Source organism: Aquidulcibacter sp. (genome assembly GCF_049239865.1).
GTDB lineage: Bacteria > Pseudomonadota > Alphaproteobacteria > Caulobacterales > Aquidulcibacteraceae > Aquidulcibacter.
Map to the genome: position 1 here is coordinate 1 of NZ_JBMLTR010000016.1, position 17,661 is coordinate 17,661.

Consider the following 17,661-nt stretch of genomic DNA (forward strand, 5'->3'; position numbering starts at 1 on the left):
AAAGAACAGACCCACAGCACCCTCCCCTTTTCCATCAGTCTGCCTTGATCACCCCGACCTGCATAGCAACAATGCCAGTTTGTCGAGATTGGGGGCCATCGTTCCCCATATTGTCAGCGCTGTCAATTGGGGTGCGGAAGGGGTGCGTGCTGTGGCACCTGATCGCTGCACTGGAAGTGGCTATGAAAGAAAAGTGGTGCCCGGAGCCGGAATCGAACCAGCGACACGCGGATTTTCAATCCGCTGCTCTACCGACTGAGCTATCCGGGCAACCTGTCGGGAGGCAGGCGTTTAGCGGATCAAATTGTCTCTGTCCACGGGGTCCTCTGCATCGGGTATGCCATTATCCTCTTCTTGAACAGGAATTGCATACGAACCATTGAGCCAGCGGCCCAGATCGAGGTCGGCGCAGCGCTTGGAGCAGAAGGGCCGATAGGCGTGCTCGGTGGGCTTGCCACATTCAGGACAGGTCCGGCTCATGCGATCACCACCTCACATTGGGTTTGGTTAGGACGGCCGAGGCGCAGGTGAAACTGGCCGCCAATCGTGTCGGCAATATCCTGCCGCCAGCCAATAGGGTCAGCTTCCAAAAAGGCCAGAGGGGCAGCTGGGGCATAAAGGGTTACGGTGCGGCCTTTGGCCCCTTTCAGGGCTGCGGCCAGCCGATTAATGCCTTCTATTGCCAAAGTCTCTGCCGTTGGCTGGCCTGCCGCATCGAGGCAGATGTCAGCTAAAGCTTGGCGGCGCTTTTGACGGGCGATTTCGGCAATGCCAAAGCGCGAAACGGGTAGGACCTCTGTTTTGGGTGCGGCAACGCCGCCATTTTTCTCCGCGTCAAACGCACTGATGAGCGCCTTGGTCAGCGCCTCGGCATCGCCCTTGCGGCGCGGCCCGGTGAAATCCACACAAATCAGGCCGCCCAAGCCGCGCAAGCGGATTTGCCGCACGATTTCGGGCACTGCGGCGAGGTTGAGGCCACGGGCAAAGCGGGCGGGATCGGTACCGCCGGTTTCGCGATTGGCACTATCGACATCCACAGCGGTCAAGGCGCGCGTGCGCTCAATCGTTAGCCGCCCACCGCCCGCGATCGGCACTTCGGTGTGCAGGGCGGCTTCAAAGGCGGCATCAATCCGGTCAATCTCGTCTTCATCGGCCTCACGCGGCTCCCCCGGCCAGCCCTGCCAGGGCGTGGCATCTTCCAAGAGACGTGGGCAAGGACCTTGCGGGGCGAGGCCTTCATAGGCGAGTGCGGGGCCCTTGCCGCCTTCAGCCTCGCGCACAATACGGACTGCGACTGCAGCACCGACGCGCAGCTCTGCCTCGCGCTCGCGACCGAATGGCGCAAAGGCAGGCTCGCCCACGCCCAAATCGACAAAAGCGCCACCAATGCGGCCATCAATCGCGGTGACGCGGCCTGCATAAATCTGCCCCCAGCGCACCCGGCTTTCATGGGTGGACCAACGCTCTAAGCGCAGCTCCACAATCCGGTCGCGGTCGAACAAAGCGGCACGCAGCTCGCCAATGCGCTCATGAATGACGATCTCACGGGTCGGCGGTTTGGGCGCGTTCATGATAAGGCCCTTTTATAGCCAAAGCCCTCGAGTAGAGAGACGGTCTCAAAGAGTGGCAGGCCCATCACGCCCTCCCACGAGCCATGTAATTGGGTGCAAAAGGCACCAGCGAGGCCCTGAATGCCATAGCCACCGGCCTTCCCCATCCATTGCTCGCTATCGAGATAAAAGCGGATCTCTGCCTCGCTGAGGCGCTTAAAGGTCAGGCGGGTTTCCACCGCCCGGCTTGCCTTAGCTTCACCGCGCTGGACGGCGACTGCGGTCGTCACGCGATGATTGCGGCCAGAGAGTAGATTGAGGCACGCCAAAGCCTGTTCACGCGTTTCGGCTTTGGGCAACAGCCTGCGCCCCACCGACACCACGGTGTCGGCGGCAAGGATCAGATCATTTGGATTATCGCGCGCGACGGCTTCTGCTTTGGCACAAGCCAAGCGCAACCCATGCTGACGCGCTGTTTCTTGGGGCAGAGGTGTTTCGTCCAGATCGGCTGGACAAATCGTGTCGGGTACAATCCCGACTCTGGCCAGAAGCTCTTGTCGGCGCGGCGATGCGCTCGCCAGAATAAGCTTCATGGGACTTGTGTTACCGGAAGCGATAGGTGACCCGGCCCTTGGTCAGGTCATAGGGGGTCATTTCGACCAGAACTTTATCGCCAGCTAGCACGCGAATGCGGTTCTTACGCAATTTACCAGCCGTGTGGCCAATAATTTCATGTTCGTTTTCAAGACGGATGCGGAAAGTGGCATTGGGTAGAAGTTCTACCACGGTACCTTGAAATTCGAGCAATTCTTCTTTTGACATTGGGTCTCCCGGCCGCAAATGACCTGTTGGGCTGACAACTCAGCTTGATTGGCGCGCTCTATAGTCTGTTTTGGGGGTAAAAAGCCAGTGGCATGGATGTTGAAGCTGTTGAAATGGGGCCTAGGTGCCACAGGTGGGCCAGTTCCTCTAAATGCTCCTGTCAGTTTCATCTGCGTCCGTCTTGCGGCACAGCCTGTTTTCGCCCATCTGAAGGGCCAAGACTAATCAGAGAGCTTTATCCCCGTGTCCGCCTTTACCACTGAAACCGTGCTGGCTGTCCAGCACTATACCGACCGTCTTTTCCGCTTCCGCACAACGCGTTCGCCAGCCTTCCGGTTCCGGACAGGCGAGTTTGTGATGATGGGCCTTGAGATTGAGGGTAAGCCATTGGTGCGGGCCTATTCCATTGCCAGCCCGAATTGGGACGAGGAATTGGAATTCTACTCAATCAAAGTGCCAGATGGGCCTTTGACCTCAAAGCTCTGCAACATCGAAGTCGGCCAAACCGTGCTGGTGGGGCGTAAGCCTGTCGGCACTTTGGTGTTGGATGCGCTGTTGCCCGGAAAGCGGCTTTATATGGTGGCGACGGGGACGGGCATAGCACCCTTTGCCAGCCTGATCCGCGATCCTGAAACCTATGAGCGCTTTGACGAAGTCATCCTGACCCAAACCTGCCGCACCGCTGACGAATTGACCTATGGGATTGAGCTGGTCGCCAGCCTGAAAGACGATCCGTTGGTGGGCGAGTATATCGTGGCTGGCAAGCTGATCCTTGATACCGCCGCCACGCGCGAGGCACAAAACCCCAAGGGCCGCCTGCCCACCCGCGTCGCTGATGGCAGTTTCTTTCAGGAGCACGATCTGCCCCCGTTCAATCCAGAAGTTGATCGCGGCATGATTTGCGGTTCGATGGAAATGCTGGCTTCCTGCAAAGCGATGTTTGAAGAAGCGGGCTTCACAGAAGGCTCGGTCAGCCAGCCCGGTCAATTTGTCTATGAAAAGGCATTTGTCGGCTGAGCGATTGGTGCTAGGCCTCGACAATGGAGTCCATCAAGCTTTGCCTCGTTGTCGCACGTGGCCGCAATCATGTGATTGGGGTGGATAATGACTTGCCTTGGCGCTTGGGAAGTGACCTTAAAAACTTCAAAGCCATCACCCTTGGCAAGCCCGTCATCATGGGGCGCAAGACGCGGGATTCGATTGGCAGGCCTTTGCCAGGTCGGCCGAATTTAGTCATCACCCGCGATACTGATTTTCAAGCTCAAGGTGCCAGCATCTGGACCAGCCTTGCGCTTGCCATTGAAGCCGCAAAAGCCATGGCTAAGACCGCCCAGCAAAGCGAAATCTGCGTCATTGGTGGCGGGCAAATCTATGCCGAGGCCCTCCCCCTCGCTGATCGCCTGTACTTAACAGACGTGAATGCAGCCCCGGTGGGAACCGCTTTCTTCCCGGCTTTCGATGAATCAGATTGGACAGAAAGCGCGCGCACAGAGTTCGCTGCTGGCCCAAAGGACGATCATGACTTCGTGGTGCGTGTTCTGGATCGAAAAGCTTAGGCGGCTTTGACAGCCTGATAGAGCTTCAGGATTTGCAGGGTGGCCCCGTCATTGCCGGGCTTACCGCCTTCATCCAATTCTTCCTGCAGTGCCAGACCATCAATTTCCGACTGCAGGGCATGGGCAAGTTTATCGCGTAAAATGGGGTCATGTTGGCTCAACACTTCCCACAAGGTGCGGGTCATGCGCAGGGCAACATCAGTATCAATGCGAACGCCGAGTAATTGATTCTGATCATCTGGGGTGCGGTTATTTTGCAATGTCGCCTCCACTTTAAAAGTCTGAAAAACGTTTTGTTCGAAAACGGTTGAACTATCGCGGATTCTAACCTTACCCGCAAGATTATTTACAATTAGTTGCCGACGACTTGCTTGGATGTACACGCGATGTGTGAATACCTGAATTTATTGATCGCGGTACCTTTTTGGGCCTCTGTCGATCTCATCTTGCTAAATCAGACTTGGGTCTACATGATGACAAAGCCTATCCACTTTTGATCATTGAGCCCCCCCTTGTCTGAGCCAGAAATACCAGAACCCTGGCGTGGCAGCGGGGCTACAAAGGGCCGTCAGATTGGCCCAATGGCTGAATTCCTCATCCTTGAGGTCACGTCCCAATCGAAAGTCTATAAGCAAAAGCTCGACCGCCTGTTGCGGACCGACATGAAGATTCGTCCTCGTTATGGCGAGTTCGAGGTGGAAATTTTGATCGACCTTAATCGGGACTATCCGGCGATTGACCTCGATAATGTCGCCAAGGCGGTGTTAGACGGCATCAAAGGCGCGGTGTTTTTCGATGATGCCCAAGTCATGCGTCTGGTGGTTGAAAAGCGCTGGGCGGAGTCCGAGCGGGTTTTGGTTCGGGCTTGGCCCCGAGACAACCAAGAAGCGGCACATGATTAATGCCTCTTGATACGGCACAGAGACAATTTGTTACAACAAAGTCAGTAAAAAGACGATATAGCCCTCGACAGACCTAGAAGTATGGGATTGAAATGGATGGACAAAGCTTCATGAGGGCGGATGATGCAAGATTGGCGCGAAGATAAGACTTTTTTCCGCGCGACCATCGCGCTGCCAGTCATTTGGTTTATGATATTTTTTGTCGTGCCAATGGCCATGGTTTGGGCCTATTCGGTCGGCGAGAATGTTGGCCCCGTTGAGGTCGCGATCACCGGCACATTCTCCAATTATGCTAAGGCCTTTTCGCCCGAAGTCCTGAAAGTGATGGGCGATTCAGTCGTCTTGGCGATGGTCACCACCTTGATTTGCCTTGTAGTGGCATTTCCTGTCGCGCTGGCCATGACCTTTGCCGATGAGAAGCAAAAGACCTGGCTGTTGTTGCTGATCATGCTGCCGTTTTGGACCAATCTTTTGATCCGCACCTATGCGCTGATCGCGGTGATGCGCACGTCTGGCGTCATCAATTCGGGACTGGAGGGCCTGCATGGCCTCTTGGCGCTAACCGGCATGCAAATGGGGACGTTTGAGCCCCTGCCCTTGCTCTATAACAAGTTCGCGGTGGTGGTAGGGCTTGTTTATGTGCATCTTCCCTTCATGGTTCTGCCGCTTTATGCCGCGCTTGACCGTTTGGACAAAAGCTTGATTGAGGCGAGCCTTGATTTGGGCGCGGGTCATTTAGAAACCATAAGGCGCATCATTGTGCCGCTTGCGGCGCCTGGTATCGCGGCTGGCCTTGTGATCACCTTTATCCCAGCATTGGGCGCTTATTTGACGCCAGACCTGTTGGGTGGGCCAGATGATCTGATGATCGCCAGTCTGATTGAGCGGCAGTTCAAGCGCGCCAATGACTGGCCATTTGGGGCCGCTTTGTCCTTCATCCTGATGTATATCACGCTGATCTTCTTTGCCATTCGCGCCTTTATGGAGCGTAAGGGCGGAAAGGTGGGCGCACACTAATGGCCAAGAAAGTTGCCCGCGCGCCCTTAGACTACCTCAATATGCCCGCCATGAAGGCGTGGTTGGCTGGGGTATTTATCTTCCTTTACACGCCTCTGATGATCCTGATCCTGTTCAGTTTCAACGATTCTAAGGCCAATATCGTCTGGAAGGGCTTCACGTTCAAATGGTACGTCAAGGCGTTTGAGAACACGCAATTGCGCGAAGCCTTGTTCAATTCGCTTTTGATTGCGGGCGTCTGCACCGTCATTTCTGTCGTTCTGGGAGCTTTGATGGCCTTTGCCTTCTGGCGCTTCAAATTCCCGTTCAAGGGCCCACTTGAAAGCGGCATGAGCTTGCCGATCGTGGTGCCAGAAATCTGCTTTGGCGTGGCGGTTTTGATGTTCTTTGCCAAAGTCGGCTTTCCCAATGATCTGCCCTATCCGTTCAATCTGACGCAGATCATTCTTGCGCATGTGACCTTCGCCTTCCCCTTTGTCGCCATTGTGGTGCGCGCGAGGTTAGAGGGTTTTAACCCTGAATTAGAGGCCGCCGCACTCGATCTGGGGGCCAGCCCCTTTCAGGCTTTCCGCGATGTCATCATACCCCACATGAAGCCCGGCCTGATCGCCGGTGGCCTCTTGGCCTTTACCTTGTCGCTGGATGATTTTGTGATCACCTTCTTTGCCTCGGGTCCCGGCACCATCACTTTCCCAGTCAAAGTCTATTCCATGGTGCGCTTCTCGGTGACGCCAGAGGTCAATGCCGCCTCCACCATCATCATCCTGATCACGGTGGTTGCCACCGTCCTTGCCCTGCGCGCCCAAGCCGCAACCACCAAAGAGAGCTGAGCCATGAGTGATCGTGACACCATTATTCGGGTCGAAGAAGTTTCCAAACGCTATGGCAAGGTGACAGCCGTTGACCGTGTGACTTTGGAAATCCCACGCGGGGAATTCTTTGCGCTGCTCGGCCCTTCAGGCTGCGGCAAGACAACCCTGCTGCGCATGTTGGCCGGTTTTGAAATGCCCAGCGAAGGCAAGATCTTCATCGATGGCGTCGATATGTCGACCATCCCACCCAACAAGCGGCCAGTGAACATGGTATTCCAATCCTATGCCGTCTTCCCGCATATGACGGTGTTTGAAAATGTGGCCTATGGCCTCAAGTTCGACAATGTCGCCAAGGCTGACCAATATGGCCGCGTGATGGCCGCTTTGGCCGACGTTAAGCTCGATCATTTGGCAGAGCGCAAGCCCGATCAGATGAGTGGTGGTCAGCGCCAGCGCGTCGCTCTGGCCCGCGCGCTCGTCAAAAAGCCGAAGGTGCTGTTGCTGGACGAGCCTTTAAGCGCGCTCGACGCCAAACTGCGCGAAGCCATGCGCTTTGAACTGGCCGAACTGCAAGACAAGGTTGGCATCACCTTTGTGATGGTGACGCATGATCAGGACGAAGCGCTGGCCATGGCTGGTCGCTGCGCGGTGATGGACCGGGGCAAACTGATGCAAACGGCCACGCCCTCTAACCTCTATGAATTTCCCGCCAACAAATTTGTCGCTGACTTCATTGGCAGCGTGAATTTGTTTGAAGGCACGCTCGAAGTCGACGAGCCGGACCACGCCATCGTCCAGTCTGAAGAGCTGGGCGGGCGGATCTTCTTTGACCATGGCGTGTCGGGTGCCGGGGGCGAGAAAATGTGGGTTGGTATTCGCCCTGAAAAGATCGAGCTCCTCAAGCGTGAGGAAGGTGCGGCCCCGCCAACGCCAGAAGATGCGCCTTCGGGCTGTAATGTGACGGCAGGCACGGTGCGGCAGATCTCCTACCTCGGCAGCGAAAGCATTTATGAGATTGATCTGGTCAATGGTCGGCGCATGCAGGTCTCGCGCCCCAATCTGTCGCGCTGGGATCAAGAGGATTTCACATGGGACGACGAAGTCTGGCTGCGCTGGCATGGCGATAGCCCAGTCTTGTTGCAGAGCTAAGCGGGCACTCAGATGCAGGATATGAAGCACGGAAAGCTGGGCAGGTGTCGGTGTGGCCAAGTCCGCTTTCAGGCCAAGCCGCCCGTCCTTCTCACCATGGCCTGCCATTGCAAGGGCTGCCAACGCATGACGGCGAGCGCTTTCTCTTTGAGCGAAATGTATGCCGGGGCGAATTTTGAGCTTCTTTCCGGCAATCCGGTGCAAGGCGGCATGAAGGCCAGCCCGGTCCATTATGTCTGCCCTGAATGCTCCAGCTGGGTCTATACCAAAGTCTCATCCACCATTGGTGACTTCATCAATGTGCGCGCGACGATGTTTGATGCGCCCGACCAGAGCCCGCCCTTCCTTGAGACCTGCACGGCGGAAAAACTCGACTGGGTTGAGATTGGTGCCCAGCACGCTTATGAAAAATTCCCGCCGCATGAGAAATTTGGCGGCCTCATCCAAGAATTTATGGCTCGATCCACATGAACGCACGACCCATCCTCGGCATGATTTGTTGCCAACGCCATGTCGGCACCGAATATGCGCAAGCCGTGATGGAGCGCTATCTCTATGGCGTCAGCCCGCATGTGGATGCCATCCCGCTATTGATCCCCTCTCTGCCCGCCTTTGTCGACGCAGAAACCGTGGCGGGCCGCCTCGACGGGCTGTTGTTGACAGGTTCTCCCTCCAATATGCAGCCCCATCGCTATGGCGAGGCGATTGAGGACGCACCCGGGCCATTTGACCCAAACCGCGATGAGATGGCGATGGCCTTAGCCGATGTGATGCTGAAGGCTGGCAAGCCCGTTTTCGGCATTTGCCGGGGCTTTCAAGAGCTAAACGTCCATTTTGGTGGCACGCTGCGCCGCGACATGGCCGACCCAGCACGGGCCTTCCAACATCATTCGCCCGATGGGGTAAGCTTTGATGCCATGTTTGCGCATGAGCATGACGTGCGGCTGGAAGAAGGCGGGGCCATTCTGGCCGCCATTGGCCAAGCCGAAATCAAGGTCAATTCCGTCCATTATCAGGGCGTGGACAAGCTGGGCGCCGACTTGCGCGTCGAAGCCCGCGCGCCCGATGGCGTGGTTGAAGCCTTTTCCAGCACCGCCCGCGGCGGCCCCGTCCTCGCCGTCCAATGGCACCCCGAGTGGAAGCCCGAAGCCAATGAGAACAGCCGCAAACTCTTCGGCCTCATGGGCCGCGTCTTGCGCGGTGGCGCGCTTTAGGCCCCCTACTTCGGCTGCTTAGCCGGCACCGCCCCGCTGGTATCGGAAATTACCAAAGCCTCCCGCTTGTTCGCCCGATTGGCGGGAGGGCCAGAGTTTAGCTTTTCGCTGCCAATGCAATTTTGCATGAAGTAGTCAATCTCGCCAAAGACATTGGCTGATTCCACATAGCGCTCTGGCGCGTGCTTCATGCGGGGAAAACGCACGAGACGCGCGGTCTTTCCGTTAGCGCTGAGCGCATCATACATCAACTGACTATTCTTGGGGTCTACAATGTCATCGAGTTCCCCTGCCAGCAGCAACACAGGGACTTTGATGGCATTGACTTGCTTCAGCGGCGAAACCCGGTCCATCGCAGCGCGATCAACTGCGGGGTCCCCCATCGTGCGCTTCCAGAAGGCCGAAACCAAAGGACTGTCAAAGCGGTTGACCCAGTCCATTTGCGTCGTCAAATCCGCGACCCCATTGATCGAGGCAGCGCATTGATACAGGCTCGGCGTCAAAGCTGCCCCTGCAAGGGCCGCATAGCCACCGTAAGAGCCACCGACGATGGCAACCCGTTTGGGGTCAACGCGACCTGTTTTGACCAAATGCCCGACCAAATCGGTGACGTCGTCCTGCATGCGCCCGCCCCATTGGCGATAGCCAGCCAAGGCAAAGCTGCGCCCTTTGCTGCCCGAACCGCGGAAATTGGGCTGGGCGACTAAATAGCCGCGACTGGTCAAAAAGGCCGCCAAGCGGTCCCAATCATTGTCGGTAGAAACGCCGTGGGGTCCACCATGGGGCATGACAATTAAGGGCATCATGGTTTCTTGGGCACCGACGGGTGCCAGCAACAAGGCTTCTAAAGCTTGACCATCGCGCGCCTGATAATCCAACCAAGTCGCGGTCCCAATGCTGGTTTCATTCAAGACACGATCGGTCTGGCCAATTTTCAGCATGCGATTGAAGCGTGCGTCATGCACCCACAGACTACCGGGGTCGGTTGGGGACTCGGTCTCGACCGTCCACAAGCCATCGTCCGGCGAGATGGATTTGATCTTGAGTACGGTGCCTGCTGGGGCCCGCTTTTGAATTTCCTCAAATCGCGCCCGATCCTTGGGGTCAAGTGCCACAAATTGCGAACCGCGCCCGGCCTCAATGCCCGCAACGAGGCCATTGTTGGTGTCAAAGATCACATCGTCCATATCGTATTTGGTGGAGGCAATCCGCGGCTCAGAGAAGGTCTTGGCGACCACATCATAATCATAGATGGCGGCAAACTCATCATTGCCCCGTCTGGCCCGCACCGTCACGTGATCGGGCTTCTCCGACGGGCCAATCACATCGAAACTAGAATGCTCTTCGAACGGAAACTCGGCCAAGGTGGTCGCGGGTGCGGCGCCCTGAGCTAGACGAACCAAACGCACCGAAGACCCGCGCCTTGCTTGCTCACGCCGGATCAACGGCACACCGCTTGCCGAAATGAACCACTCGGTCCATTGGTCCGGCGCTGCTTCATCAAGGACTTTGGTTTCAAGTGAGGTGAGATTAACCGAGACCAAGCGATCTACATTGTCTAGCCGGGTGCCAATTAATACTCGGTCAGGATCGGCTTGCAGCCGGGAAACGATCCAAGTCCGATCCGGGCGCGGCTTTGCGCGCCGTGCATCGTCGCGCTTCATATAGAAGCTGATTTCTTCTTCTTCGGTATCGAATTTGGGATCTGGGGCGTAATCATCGTCTTGCCCGTCAAATCGGAACAGCTTTTTGGCCCGTGCTTCCCCAATTGTCCAAACCCATACCCCCAGCCGACTTTCCCGATCCCAACCCGTTAACAACAGGCGGTTCTGGTCTTTCCATTCAAGCGCATAGACGTGGAATGGCATGTCGAGTCCGCCCGCCCTCTTGGTGCGCGCTTCTTGCATGTCATAGAGTTCGATGGCGGATTCTGCCCCGACAAATTTGACGGTCGCCAAGACCCGACCATTGGGCGAGACGACCGCGTCGGTAAAAAACGAACCACCCCAGAACTCATCAAGTCGAGGCCGCTCATAACTGGTTGGGACCACATCAGGTGCCGCCTGGGCCTGCACAGCTGGGCCGCTTCCCGATCCCAAAACAAGCGCTGCTACAGAAGCCACAACAAGCCGACGCACCAAACCACTACTCATTTTTGTTCCCACTCACCCGTAATTCAAGCATGGCAGCTTATTGCCTAGAATTGAGTTGGCAAGGGGGTGGATTTTAGGTGCGTGCTCAATTCAGGAGCGCAAAGGCGCGCAACTCGTGTTGCGCGATCCTTTCGATTTGCGATTCGTGATGGAACGCACCCTGCGGCGCAGAACACTTTTATTAGGCCTCAGCTACCCCTCCTTTTAGTTTAGCTTTGGTCTGCTTTGCGCCAGACTAGGTCAATCAGTTACTTTTGTTGCGCGCTCCAGAGCAGACATTTGTGATAGATCAGGGAATTTGTATTTAAAGTTTTCTCGCGCGGACTTGATTCTCTTCCCTGAAAGATTGCGTTGGATACCGTTTATTATTTCGCTCAGACCTCGATTGCAGTCTCTGGCGCTGCACTATTAGCAGTCAAGGCTTGGAAAGTATGTCTTCCATGTTCGAGCTCCCAAGCGCGCGTTTTTTGGGTTCCACCATTGAAGTTCTGACAAGTCCACTACATCAAAGTTGACCACACCCAGAGATATGCACGATGACGTGAGCCGAACCCCATGTCGGGATCACTCCCACTTCGATCAGTCAGTTTCGTCCGAGAGGTCCGGGGCGCGGGGACCTCGGATATGGCGGTTCATGAAGATCGCGTTGAGCAGGAGGCGCTCTGTGCCGGGGAATGTGCCCCGGAAGGTGGGGTTGTCGGCAAACAGCACCAGCGTGCCCGTTCCGCGCTGGGTGGCGGTGACGGCGGGCGCCCCGGCCACACGGGCGATGGATGTGCGCGAGGCATAGCCCGCCAGGAGTGGTGCCTCGCGGTAGCGGGCCACAACGGCATACGCATCCTCCCGTGGCCACTCGAGCACGGCGGTGCCGAGCTTCATGATTGCAAGGTCCCGGTCGCTATGGCCGAACGCCAGCGGATGGCTCGGATCAAGGTCGGACTGGAACAGGGCGCCCGCGATGATGTGCTCGGTCTCGCCAGTTTCCATGCGATCAAAATCGCGCCGGTCGCGCGGTGGCTGGGCTGGCCGCGCTGTTGGTTGGTCAGGAGTTCTGGCCTCATTGCCATCACTCACGGGCGCTAGCGCAGGTCCTGCTGCAGGCCGCGCGGACGGGCTGGCACCCGCAGCGGCTGCCTCGCCGGTCTCGGCCGCGAAGGCTCGCTGCGCCCACTGGGCTGCTGCACCACTGGCGATTAGCACCCCGCCGCCCCGGGTCCAGCGCGTCAGCGAATCGGTTTCGGCCCGGGTCCAGCCGGACGAGACACCACCCAGAACTAGAATATGCGTATAGCGTGACAGCTCTGTCCGGCTAAGCTCGCTAGCGCGGCGCAGCGTGACTGGCAGGCCCATCTCGTGGTCCAGTAGCCACCAGGCCTCTCCGGCTTCCATGCGCGGCGCGTCGCCCGTGAACAGCAGCAGAATTTCAGGCCGTGTGACCGTGGTCCAGGACTTGTTGCCGCCAAGGTCTGTGGCGGGGCTGGGCGTACGGCCTGACACAATGGGCGCAATCATCGCGCCGTCTTCTCGCACCAGCCTGCCCATCAGGGCGTGTATGGCGGCCGCATCCATCTGTTGCCCGGCGGTCGGCACGAACAGCGCGCCGCGCCCGAACGCCACTGGTCCGGAGGGTGTTGCCGCTTCGAACGGAGCCGAGGCCGCGCGCACCAGCAGGCCCGCGCGCAGTAACTCGCCCGCCACGCGCGGCGCGGCGCGGTCGCTCCACCGCACGACATAGCCATAGGGCCCTTCTGCCAGATCGGGTGCGGTTGCCGCTTGACGATCAAACCCGCCGCGCGCCCGCTCTCCCAAAAGCCGAGGACGGAACGCACCTGGCTCCAAGGCGGCCCAGTCCAAGTCATAGGCCAGCGGCATGGTCCAAGCGGACACGTCATAGAAGACGTTCTCCTCGAAGGACTTCGGCGTCTCGAAGATGCCGCGCACCATGGCGGCCTGCCGCTGGTCGGTGGGCACCAGATAGGCGCGCCCCGCCTCGAACCGTCGGCCACCGGCCTCGATGGTCTCGGACAGCGCATGGGCCGTCACGCCATGGGCGGCCAGAAGCCCCAGGAACCGCTGCATCCGTGCCGGATCATCGGGGGCGGCAACTACATAAGCCGCTGGTCCGGATGCGCGGGCGCTGGCGCGCGCCTGCCGGAAGAAGGCGCTTTGCGATGCGGTCAGGTCGCGCCGGATCTCAACCGCGCCAGTGACGGCGGCCAGATTGGCGCGGAACTGTAGCCGGATGTTCTCGGCATAGGTGCGAAGGCCGTTGCGGCCCTCGACCGCGCCGCCAGCGGCAGTGCCCGCTTCGTACAGGATGCCAACGCCGCCATTGACCTGCGGATAGGTCGATCCCTTGCCGATGTAGAAGTTATCGAACCCCTCCTCGGCATAATAGAGCACGCCATCAGGATCGAGCGCGCGGGAATGGTAGCCTGCAATCCGGTCTGCTAGTTCGGTCTGCCGCCGTGTAATCAAGGCATTCGTCCGTCGCGGCTCTCCGGGGTGGAAATAGAAGCTGCTGTTGGAGCCCATCTCGTGATGGTCCAGTGACAGTTGCGGGACCCAGCGCTGCCAAGCCCCGACCCACGCGCGCGCCTCCGGCTGGCTCAGCAGAAGCCAGTCGCGGTTGAGATCGAAGCCATAATGGTTCACCCGCGCCTCGCCCCATCCGCTATGCTGGAAATGGCCTGGATCGCTCACCCCGGCCTCGCCCGAAAAACGGTCTACCCTCGAGACCCGCAGCGCGTGGCCGTCTGGATTGAGGACAACGACCACCAGGATCACGGCCCGGTCGAGCATCGCCTCGATCTCGCCGCCGGTGGCTGCTGCAAAATGGTAGACTGTGGCCAGCGCCGCATCCTGAGCCGACGCCTCGGCACCGTGCACCCCGAAATTGGCCCAGACGAACACTGGCGCATCGGCAGGTGCCTCGACTCCGGCCTCCAGCCGCCCCAGATGCTCGGTGCGCAGCCGTTCAAGGCGCGCATGATTGGCCGGGCTGGTGATCTTCAGTAGCAGGATCGGGCGGCGCTCGTGGGAGCGGCCGATTTCCTCGACGCTGATCCGGTCTGACAGCCTGTCCAGCGTGCCCAGATAAGCCAGAAGGTCATGGTGCCGGACTGGACGCTCACCAAGGGCAAAGCCAAGTGCGTCTGTCGGGGTGGGGATCGCAGGGTTGTAGGTGGTGCCTGGCAACACATGCGGCGGCACCACCTGTCGAGCGGCAACCTGCGGCGGCATCAGTGCTGCGCCGCTCGGCTGGGCAGCCGCAGGGTAAGCCAGAAACAGGGCCATGATCAGGGCCAGCATGCAAGAAGTCCAGCCGCATGCACGCCGCGGCAGCCAATTGTTCTGCATTGTTAGTCTCTCCAGCCCCTACGCTTTAGCACGGATTGTTCATCACGCTGCATGAATTGACCGGCGTGCCTTGCGTAAGTCGTTGAGAAAGTGAAGCAAAAAAAAATGCTTAACCCAGTTCCTCTCTCAGACAGATTGCGCCTCGACCGCCATAGATGAGTATGCCGCTATGCCTTTTCGTTTGCTAGCCTGTGCTAGCTGAAAAGTCAGTGTCGGGTTTGATGGCAGTGTACTGGCGGCTTAGCGGCGCGGAAGGTCCTACGATAATCAGCTAGCGCGACAAGACCGACACAACACACACAGCTTCTTCCACGCCCCAAAGCCCACCGCCATTTTCTGCGACCCCGACTTTTGCGCCTTCAACCTGTCGGAGCCCAGCCTCGCCACGCAATTGGGTTACGAGCTCAAAGAGCTGGGCAAGCCCTGTTGCACCGATTGGATGTCCTTTGCTCTCTAGGCCCCCTGAGGGGTTGACTGGCGTTCGACCCCCAAGTGCAGTTTGCCCTTGCAGGGCAGCCATGCCCCCGAGGCCTCTGGGTGCAAGACCGAGGTTCTCGACTTGAATGACTTCACCCACTGCCGTGGCGTCATGGACTTCAGCTACATCGATATCCTCTGAGCCTATGGACGACGCCTCAAAGGCTTTGAGTGCGGTAACCCGGCCGATATGGTGATCTAGATCATCGGGATCGCGCTCCACCGAGGTACCCAGCACACAGGCGCGCAGCTCTATCGCCCGTGACGTCGCTCCCAATCGGATTAGGCCTGCTTCTGTACATACGATGGCAGCCGCCGCGCCGTCGCTGACGGGGGCACACATAGGCAAAGTTAGTGGCCAGGCAATCGGGCGGTCTGCCAGAATTTCCTCGACAGAATAGGGTCGTCGATATTGGGCACGCTCGTTATGGACCGAGTGCATATGATTCTTTGCGGCGACGGCGGCAAACTGCTCTTGTGTTGACCCATAAAGACGCATGTGTTGGCGGGCAAAGGCTGCGTAGACATCCATGAACACGCTGCGCCTTGCTGCAGATGTGGGCAGGAGCTGTTCGTCCATGCCGCCTAGCGCGAGCAAGACTTCCCGGTTCTGCTCAGCCAGTCCCACGTCCCAACCCGCATCGAAGACGGCCAGTGAGCGCGCGCGATCAGGGTGGGAGAGCTTTTCAACACCAACCACAAGAACGATGTCGGCCGCGCCGGATTTTAAGTAATTCGCAGCTTCAAACAGGGCCGTTGAGGCGCTCGCGCACGCATTTTCAACATTGCTAATTGGGATTCCTGAGAAGCCCAATGGCCGAAGCGCAACTTGCCCACGGATCATATGTTGGCCCTCTAACGAGCCCTGACTGGTGTTGGCAAACCACGCGGCTTCAATCTGAGAGGCAGTACAATGCGCATCCACCAAAGCCTCGGCGACCGCTTGGCGCGTCAAGTCTTTGACCGAACGCGCCAAGTCAATCCCGAAAGTCGTCATTCCGACGCCCGCGACGAAGATTGGCTTGGCGCCCATGGCCTACAAATACTGGTCTAGCGCATAGAAGGGCGACCAGAGGTCCTCAATTGGGGTGCGATCATGCACGAGTTTCTGCATGTCAAAGCCTGCAAAGACAGGATCATCTGGCTTGCGGCCGCCTCGATGGGGACGATTATTGTCGCTGCCGGGTACGCCTTCACCCAGAATGGCACCCAAATCCTTCGTACGGAGGAGTCGGTCCATGTCATTAGCGATCGTCCGGCACAAGATGCGCCATTCGCCCGCACGCTTCTCAAAAATATCGAGGTAGCGGCCTTGGTGCCAAAAATCGAGGAAGTCACCGTCCGGCTTTTGTAGCCGATGAATCACCGACCACTGGCTCTCGCAGAAAGCGCGATCACCCTGTAGGTCGATGATAGTGTTGGTGATCGCATGAATACTGGAATTAACTTGCTTGAGGATGGGGATCACATAGTCGGCAAATGCTTGGCCATTGCCACCATAGAAACCGTGATCGTCATAGCCGTCTTCCCAATAGCAATCCTTGAATGCCTGCTGGTCGCAGCGATCCGCGCCACGGCAATAGCGATGAATCACGTCGCGTATCGCTTCCTTGTCACGCAAGATTGTCAATTCGCGCTCCAGCGCGTCTAGACGGGCAGTGATGTCGTCGCTCATTCTTGATCCTCTCTATTTGCTGCAAACACTCTGTTTCGAAGCACGCCAATCCCCTCAACCTCGAGTTCGATAACGTCGCCATTTTCAAGCAGTTTTCCTGCTTCCAGACCGCAGCCACCGCCAACGGTACCGGAGCCTAAAATTTCCCCGGCATGAAGGGTCTCTGACGTGCTAATGAAGGCGATGAGGTCCTCGAATTTGACGGTCATCGTGCTGCTGCGCCCGGTTGAGCGGACTTCCCCGTTAACCCGAACTGTCATGGACGCATCGTCTGGATAAAATTCATCGATTGTGACGATCCAAGGCCCAAGCACATTGGCGGAATCAAAGTCCTTGGATTTGGATGGGCCAAGGCCGCTTTCCATCTCCATACCTTGCGTGTCGCGTGCGCTGAAATCGTTGAAGATCGTAAATCCGAAAATATGCGCGCGCGCATCCTCGCGTCTGATATCGCGCCCCGTTTTGCCGAGGATACAGCCCATTTCGAGTTCATAATCCATCAGCTTGGAATAGGCAGGCCAGTGCACATCTGTGTCATGACCAACCACGGCAAAGCGGTTTGCTTTGTAATAGATCGGTCGCAACTTGAAGACGTCATACATTTTGCGGGACCGCTCAGACGGTTCGCTTAGACCCTGCAAGCGCATAGCGGCTTGGGAAGAGCCCACGAGATGCTCCTCGAAGCACATACAGTCCCTAATTTGGACCGGGCGCGGCAAAGGTGAAAGCAGCCGAACCTCACCTATCGGTAGGACTTCCCCTTTGTAGGCTTCGACAGCAGAGCGGATGAGGGCCAATCGCTCTGCGCCGCCCTCAATCAAGTCCTGCATGGACGCAGCCAAGCTCGCATCCAGTCCGTGGGCGGACAATGCGCCCGCCAAGTCGAGAACGGCACTATCATTTTGGATGACTACGCCTACCCGAGCTTTAGGATCATCTTCAGTTAGGTAAGTGGCCAGCTTCATATCATAGAC

At 57.9% G+C, this 17,661-nt stretch carries 18 protein-coding genes and 1 tRNA gene; 8 read left to right on the forward strand and 11 right to left on the reverse strand.

Features of this window, described 5'->3' with window-relative positions; genetic code table 11:
• Positions 1-194 precede the first annotated feature (194 nt).
• The 5 genes from ACOVRA_RS01715 to infA form a co-directional block, all read right to left on the reverse strand.
• Positions 195-270, reverse strand: a tRNA-Phe gene (locus ACOVRA_RS01715).
• 21 nt (positions 271-291) lie between these two features.
• The gene (locus ACOVRA_RS01720) at positions 292-480 is read right to left on the reverse strand and encodes a DNA gyrase inhibitor YacG (protein WP_085339455.1); all 189 of its coding nucleotides are present in this window, start codon (positions 478-480) and stop codon (positions 292-294) included.
• Positions 477-1,571, reverse strand: coding sequence for a ribonuclease E/G (locus ACOVRA_RS01725; protein WP_298228208.1), 1,095 nt, complete (start codon positions 1,569-1,571; stop codon positions 477-479). Before ACOVRA_RS01725 ends, ACOVRA_RS01720 begins: the two co-directional genes overlap by 4 nt.
• Positions 1,568-2,143 carry a Maf family protein gene (locus ACOVRA_RS01730; RefSeq protein ID WP_421718799.1) on the reverse strand — a complete coding sequence of 192 codons (576 nt, stop codon included), beginning with the start codon at positions 2,141-2,143 and terminating at the stop codon, positions 1,568-1,570. Before ACOVRA_RS01730 ends, ACOVRA_RS01725 begins: the two co-directional genes overlap by 4 nt.
• Positions 2,144-2,153: 10 nt before the next feature.
• Positions 2,154-2,372 (reverse strand): translation initiation factor IF-1, encoded by a 219-nt coding sequence (gene infA, locus ACOVRA_RS01735; RefSeq protein ID WP_085339458.1) that lies wholly within the window; start codon positions 2,370-2,372, stop codon positions 2,154-2,156.
• 243 nt (positions 2,373-2,615) lie between these two features.
• Here infA and ACOVRA_RS01740 point away from each other — a divergent pair, with 243 nt between their 5' ends.
• Both ACOVRA_RS01740 and ACOVRA_RS01745 read left to right on the forward strand, forming a co-directional pair.
• Positions 2,616-3,389 (forward strand): ferredoxin--NADP reductase, encoded by a 774-nt coding sequence (locus ACOVRA_RS01740; RefSeq protein ID WP_298228212.1) that lies wholly within the window; start codon positions 2,616-2,618, stop codon positions 3,387-3,389.
• A gap of 23 nt (positions 3,390-3,412) precedes the next feature.
• Positions 3,413-3,928 carry a dihydrofolate reductase gene (locus ACOVRA_RS01745; RefSeq protein WP_421718800.1) on the forward strand — a complete coding sequence of 172 codons (516 nt, stop codon included), beginning with the start codon at positions 3,413-3,415 and terminating at the stop codon, positions 3,926-3,928.
• Here ACOVRA_RS01745 and ACOVRA_RS01750 read toward each other — a convergent pair.
• A complete protein-coding gene (locus ACOVRA_RS01750) occupies positions 3,925-4,188 on the reverse strand; it encodes a hypothetical protein (protein WP_298228216.1) in 264 nt (87 codons plus the stop codon). The two genes, ACOVRA_RS01745 and ACOVRA_RS01750, sit on opposite strands and share 4 nt — an antisense overlap.
• Positions 4,189-4,440: 252 nt before the next feature.
• Between ACOVRA_RS01750 and ACOVRA_RS01755 the strand changes: the two genes are divergently transcribed.
• The 6 genes from ACOVRA_RS01755 to ACOVRA_RS01780 all read left to right on the forward strand — a co-directional run bounded on the left by ACOVRA_RS01755 (position 4,441) and on the right by ACOVRA_RS01780 (position 9,022).
• Positions 4,441-4,830 carry a RusA family crossover junction endodeoxyribonuclease gene (locus ACOVRA_RS01755; RefSeq protein ID WP_421718801.1) on the forward strand — a complete coding sequence of 130 codons (390 nt, stop codon included), beginning with the start codon at positions 4,441-4,443 and terminating at the stop codon, positions 4,828-4,830.
• Positions 4,831-4,950: 120 nt separating this feature from the next.
• Positions 4,951-5,847, forward strand: coding sequence for an ABC transporter permease (locus ACOVRA_RS01760; protein ID WP_298228220.1), 897 nt, complete (start codon positions 4,951-4,953; stop codon positions 5,845-5,847).
• Positions 5,847-6,677, forward strand: a complete 831-nt coding sequence (locus tag ACOVRA_RS01765) for an ABC transporter permease (RefSeq protein WP_421718802.1) — start codon at positions 5,847-5,849, stop codon at positions 6,675-6,677. The genes ACOVRA_RS01760 and ACOVRA_RS01765 overlap by 1 nt, the downstream gene beginning before the upstream one ends.
• Before the next feature lie 3 nt (positions 6,678-6,680).
• Entirely contained in the window at positions 6,681-7,808 is a 1,128-nt protein-coding gene (locus ACOVRA_RS01770) for an ABC transporter ATP-binding protein (protein ID WP_290804592.1), read from the forward strand.
• Between the two features lie 21 nt (positions 7,809-7,829).
• A complete protein-coding gene (locus ACOVRA_RS01775; RefSeq protein WP_421718803.1) occupies positions 7,830-8,279 on the forward strand; it encodes a GFA family protein in 450 nt (149 codons plus the stop codon).
• On the forward strand, positions 8,276-9,022 hold the full coding sequence (locus tag ACOVRA_RS01780; protein ID WP_421718804.1) for a gamma-glutamyl-gamma-aminobutyrate hydrolase family protein: 747 nt from the start codon (positions 8,276-8,278) through the stop codon (positions 9,020-9,022). Before ACOVRA_RS01775 ends, ACOVRA_RS01780 begins: the two co-directional genes overlap by 4 nt.
• Positions 9,023-9,027: 5 nt before the next feature.
• On the opposite strand, the gene ACOVRA_RS01785 is transcribed toward ACOVRA_RS01780, so the two are convergent.
• From ACOVRA_RS01785 to ACOVRA_RS01805, 5 genes are all read right to left on the reverse strand, one after another.
• Positions 9,028-11,175, reverse strand: coding sequence for an alpha/beta hydrolase family protein (locus ACOVRA_RS01785; protein WP_421718805.1), 2,148 nt, complete (start codon positions 11,173-11,175; stop codon positions 9,028-9,030).
• Between the two features lie 579 nt (positions 11,176-11,754).
• On the reverse strand, positions 11,755-14,487 hold the full coding sequence (locus ACOVRA_RS01790; protein ID WP_421718806.1) for a M14 family zinc carboxypeptidase: 2,733 nt from the start codon (positions 14,485-14,487) through the stop codon (positions 11,755-11,757).
• Between the two features lie 319 nt (positions 14,488-14,806).
• Positions 14,807-16,045, reverse strand: coding sequence for a thiolase family protein (locus ACOVRA_RS01795; protein WP_421718807.1), 1,239 nt, complete (start codon positions 16,043-16,045; stop codon positions 14,807-14,809).
• A 3-nt stretch (positions 16,046-16,048) separates the two neighbouring features.
• Positions 16,049-16,687, reverse strand: coding sequence for a nuclear transport factor 2 family protein (locus ACOVRA_RS01800; protein ID WP_421718808.1), 639 nt, complete (start codon positions 16,685-16,687; stop codon positions 16,049-16,051).
• On the reverse strand, positions 16,684-17,652 hold the full coding sequence (locus tag ACOVRA_RS01805) for a fumarylacetoacetate hydrolase family protein (RefSeq protein WP_421718809.1): 969 nt from the start codon (positions 17,650-17,652) through the stop codon (positions 16,684-16,686). The genes ACOVRA_RS01800 and ACOVRA_RS01805 overlap by 4 nt, the downstream gene beginning before the upstream one ends.
• Positions 17,653-17,661 lie beyond the last annotated feature (9 nt).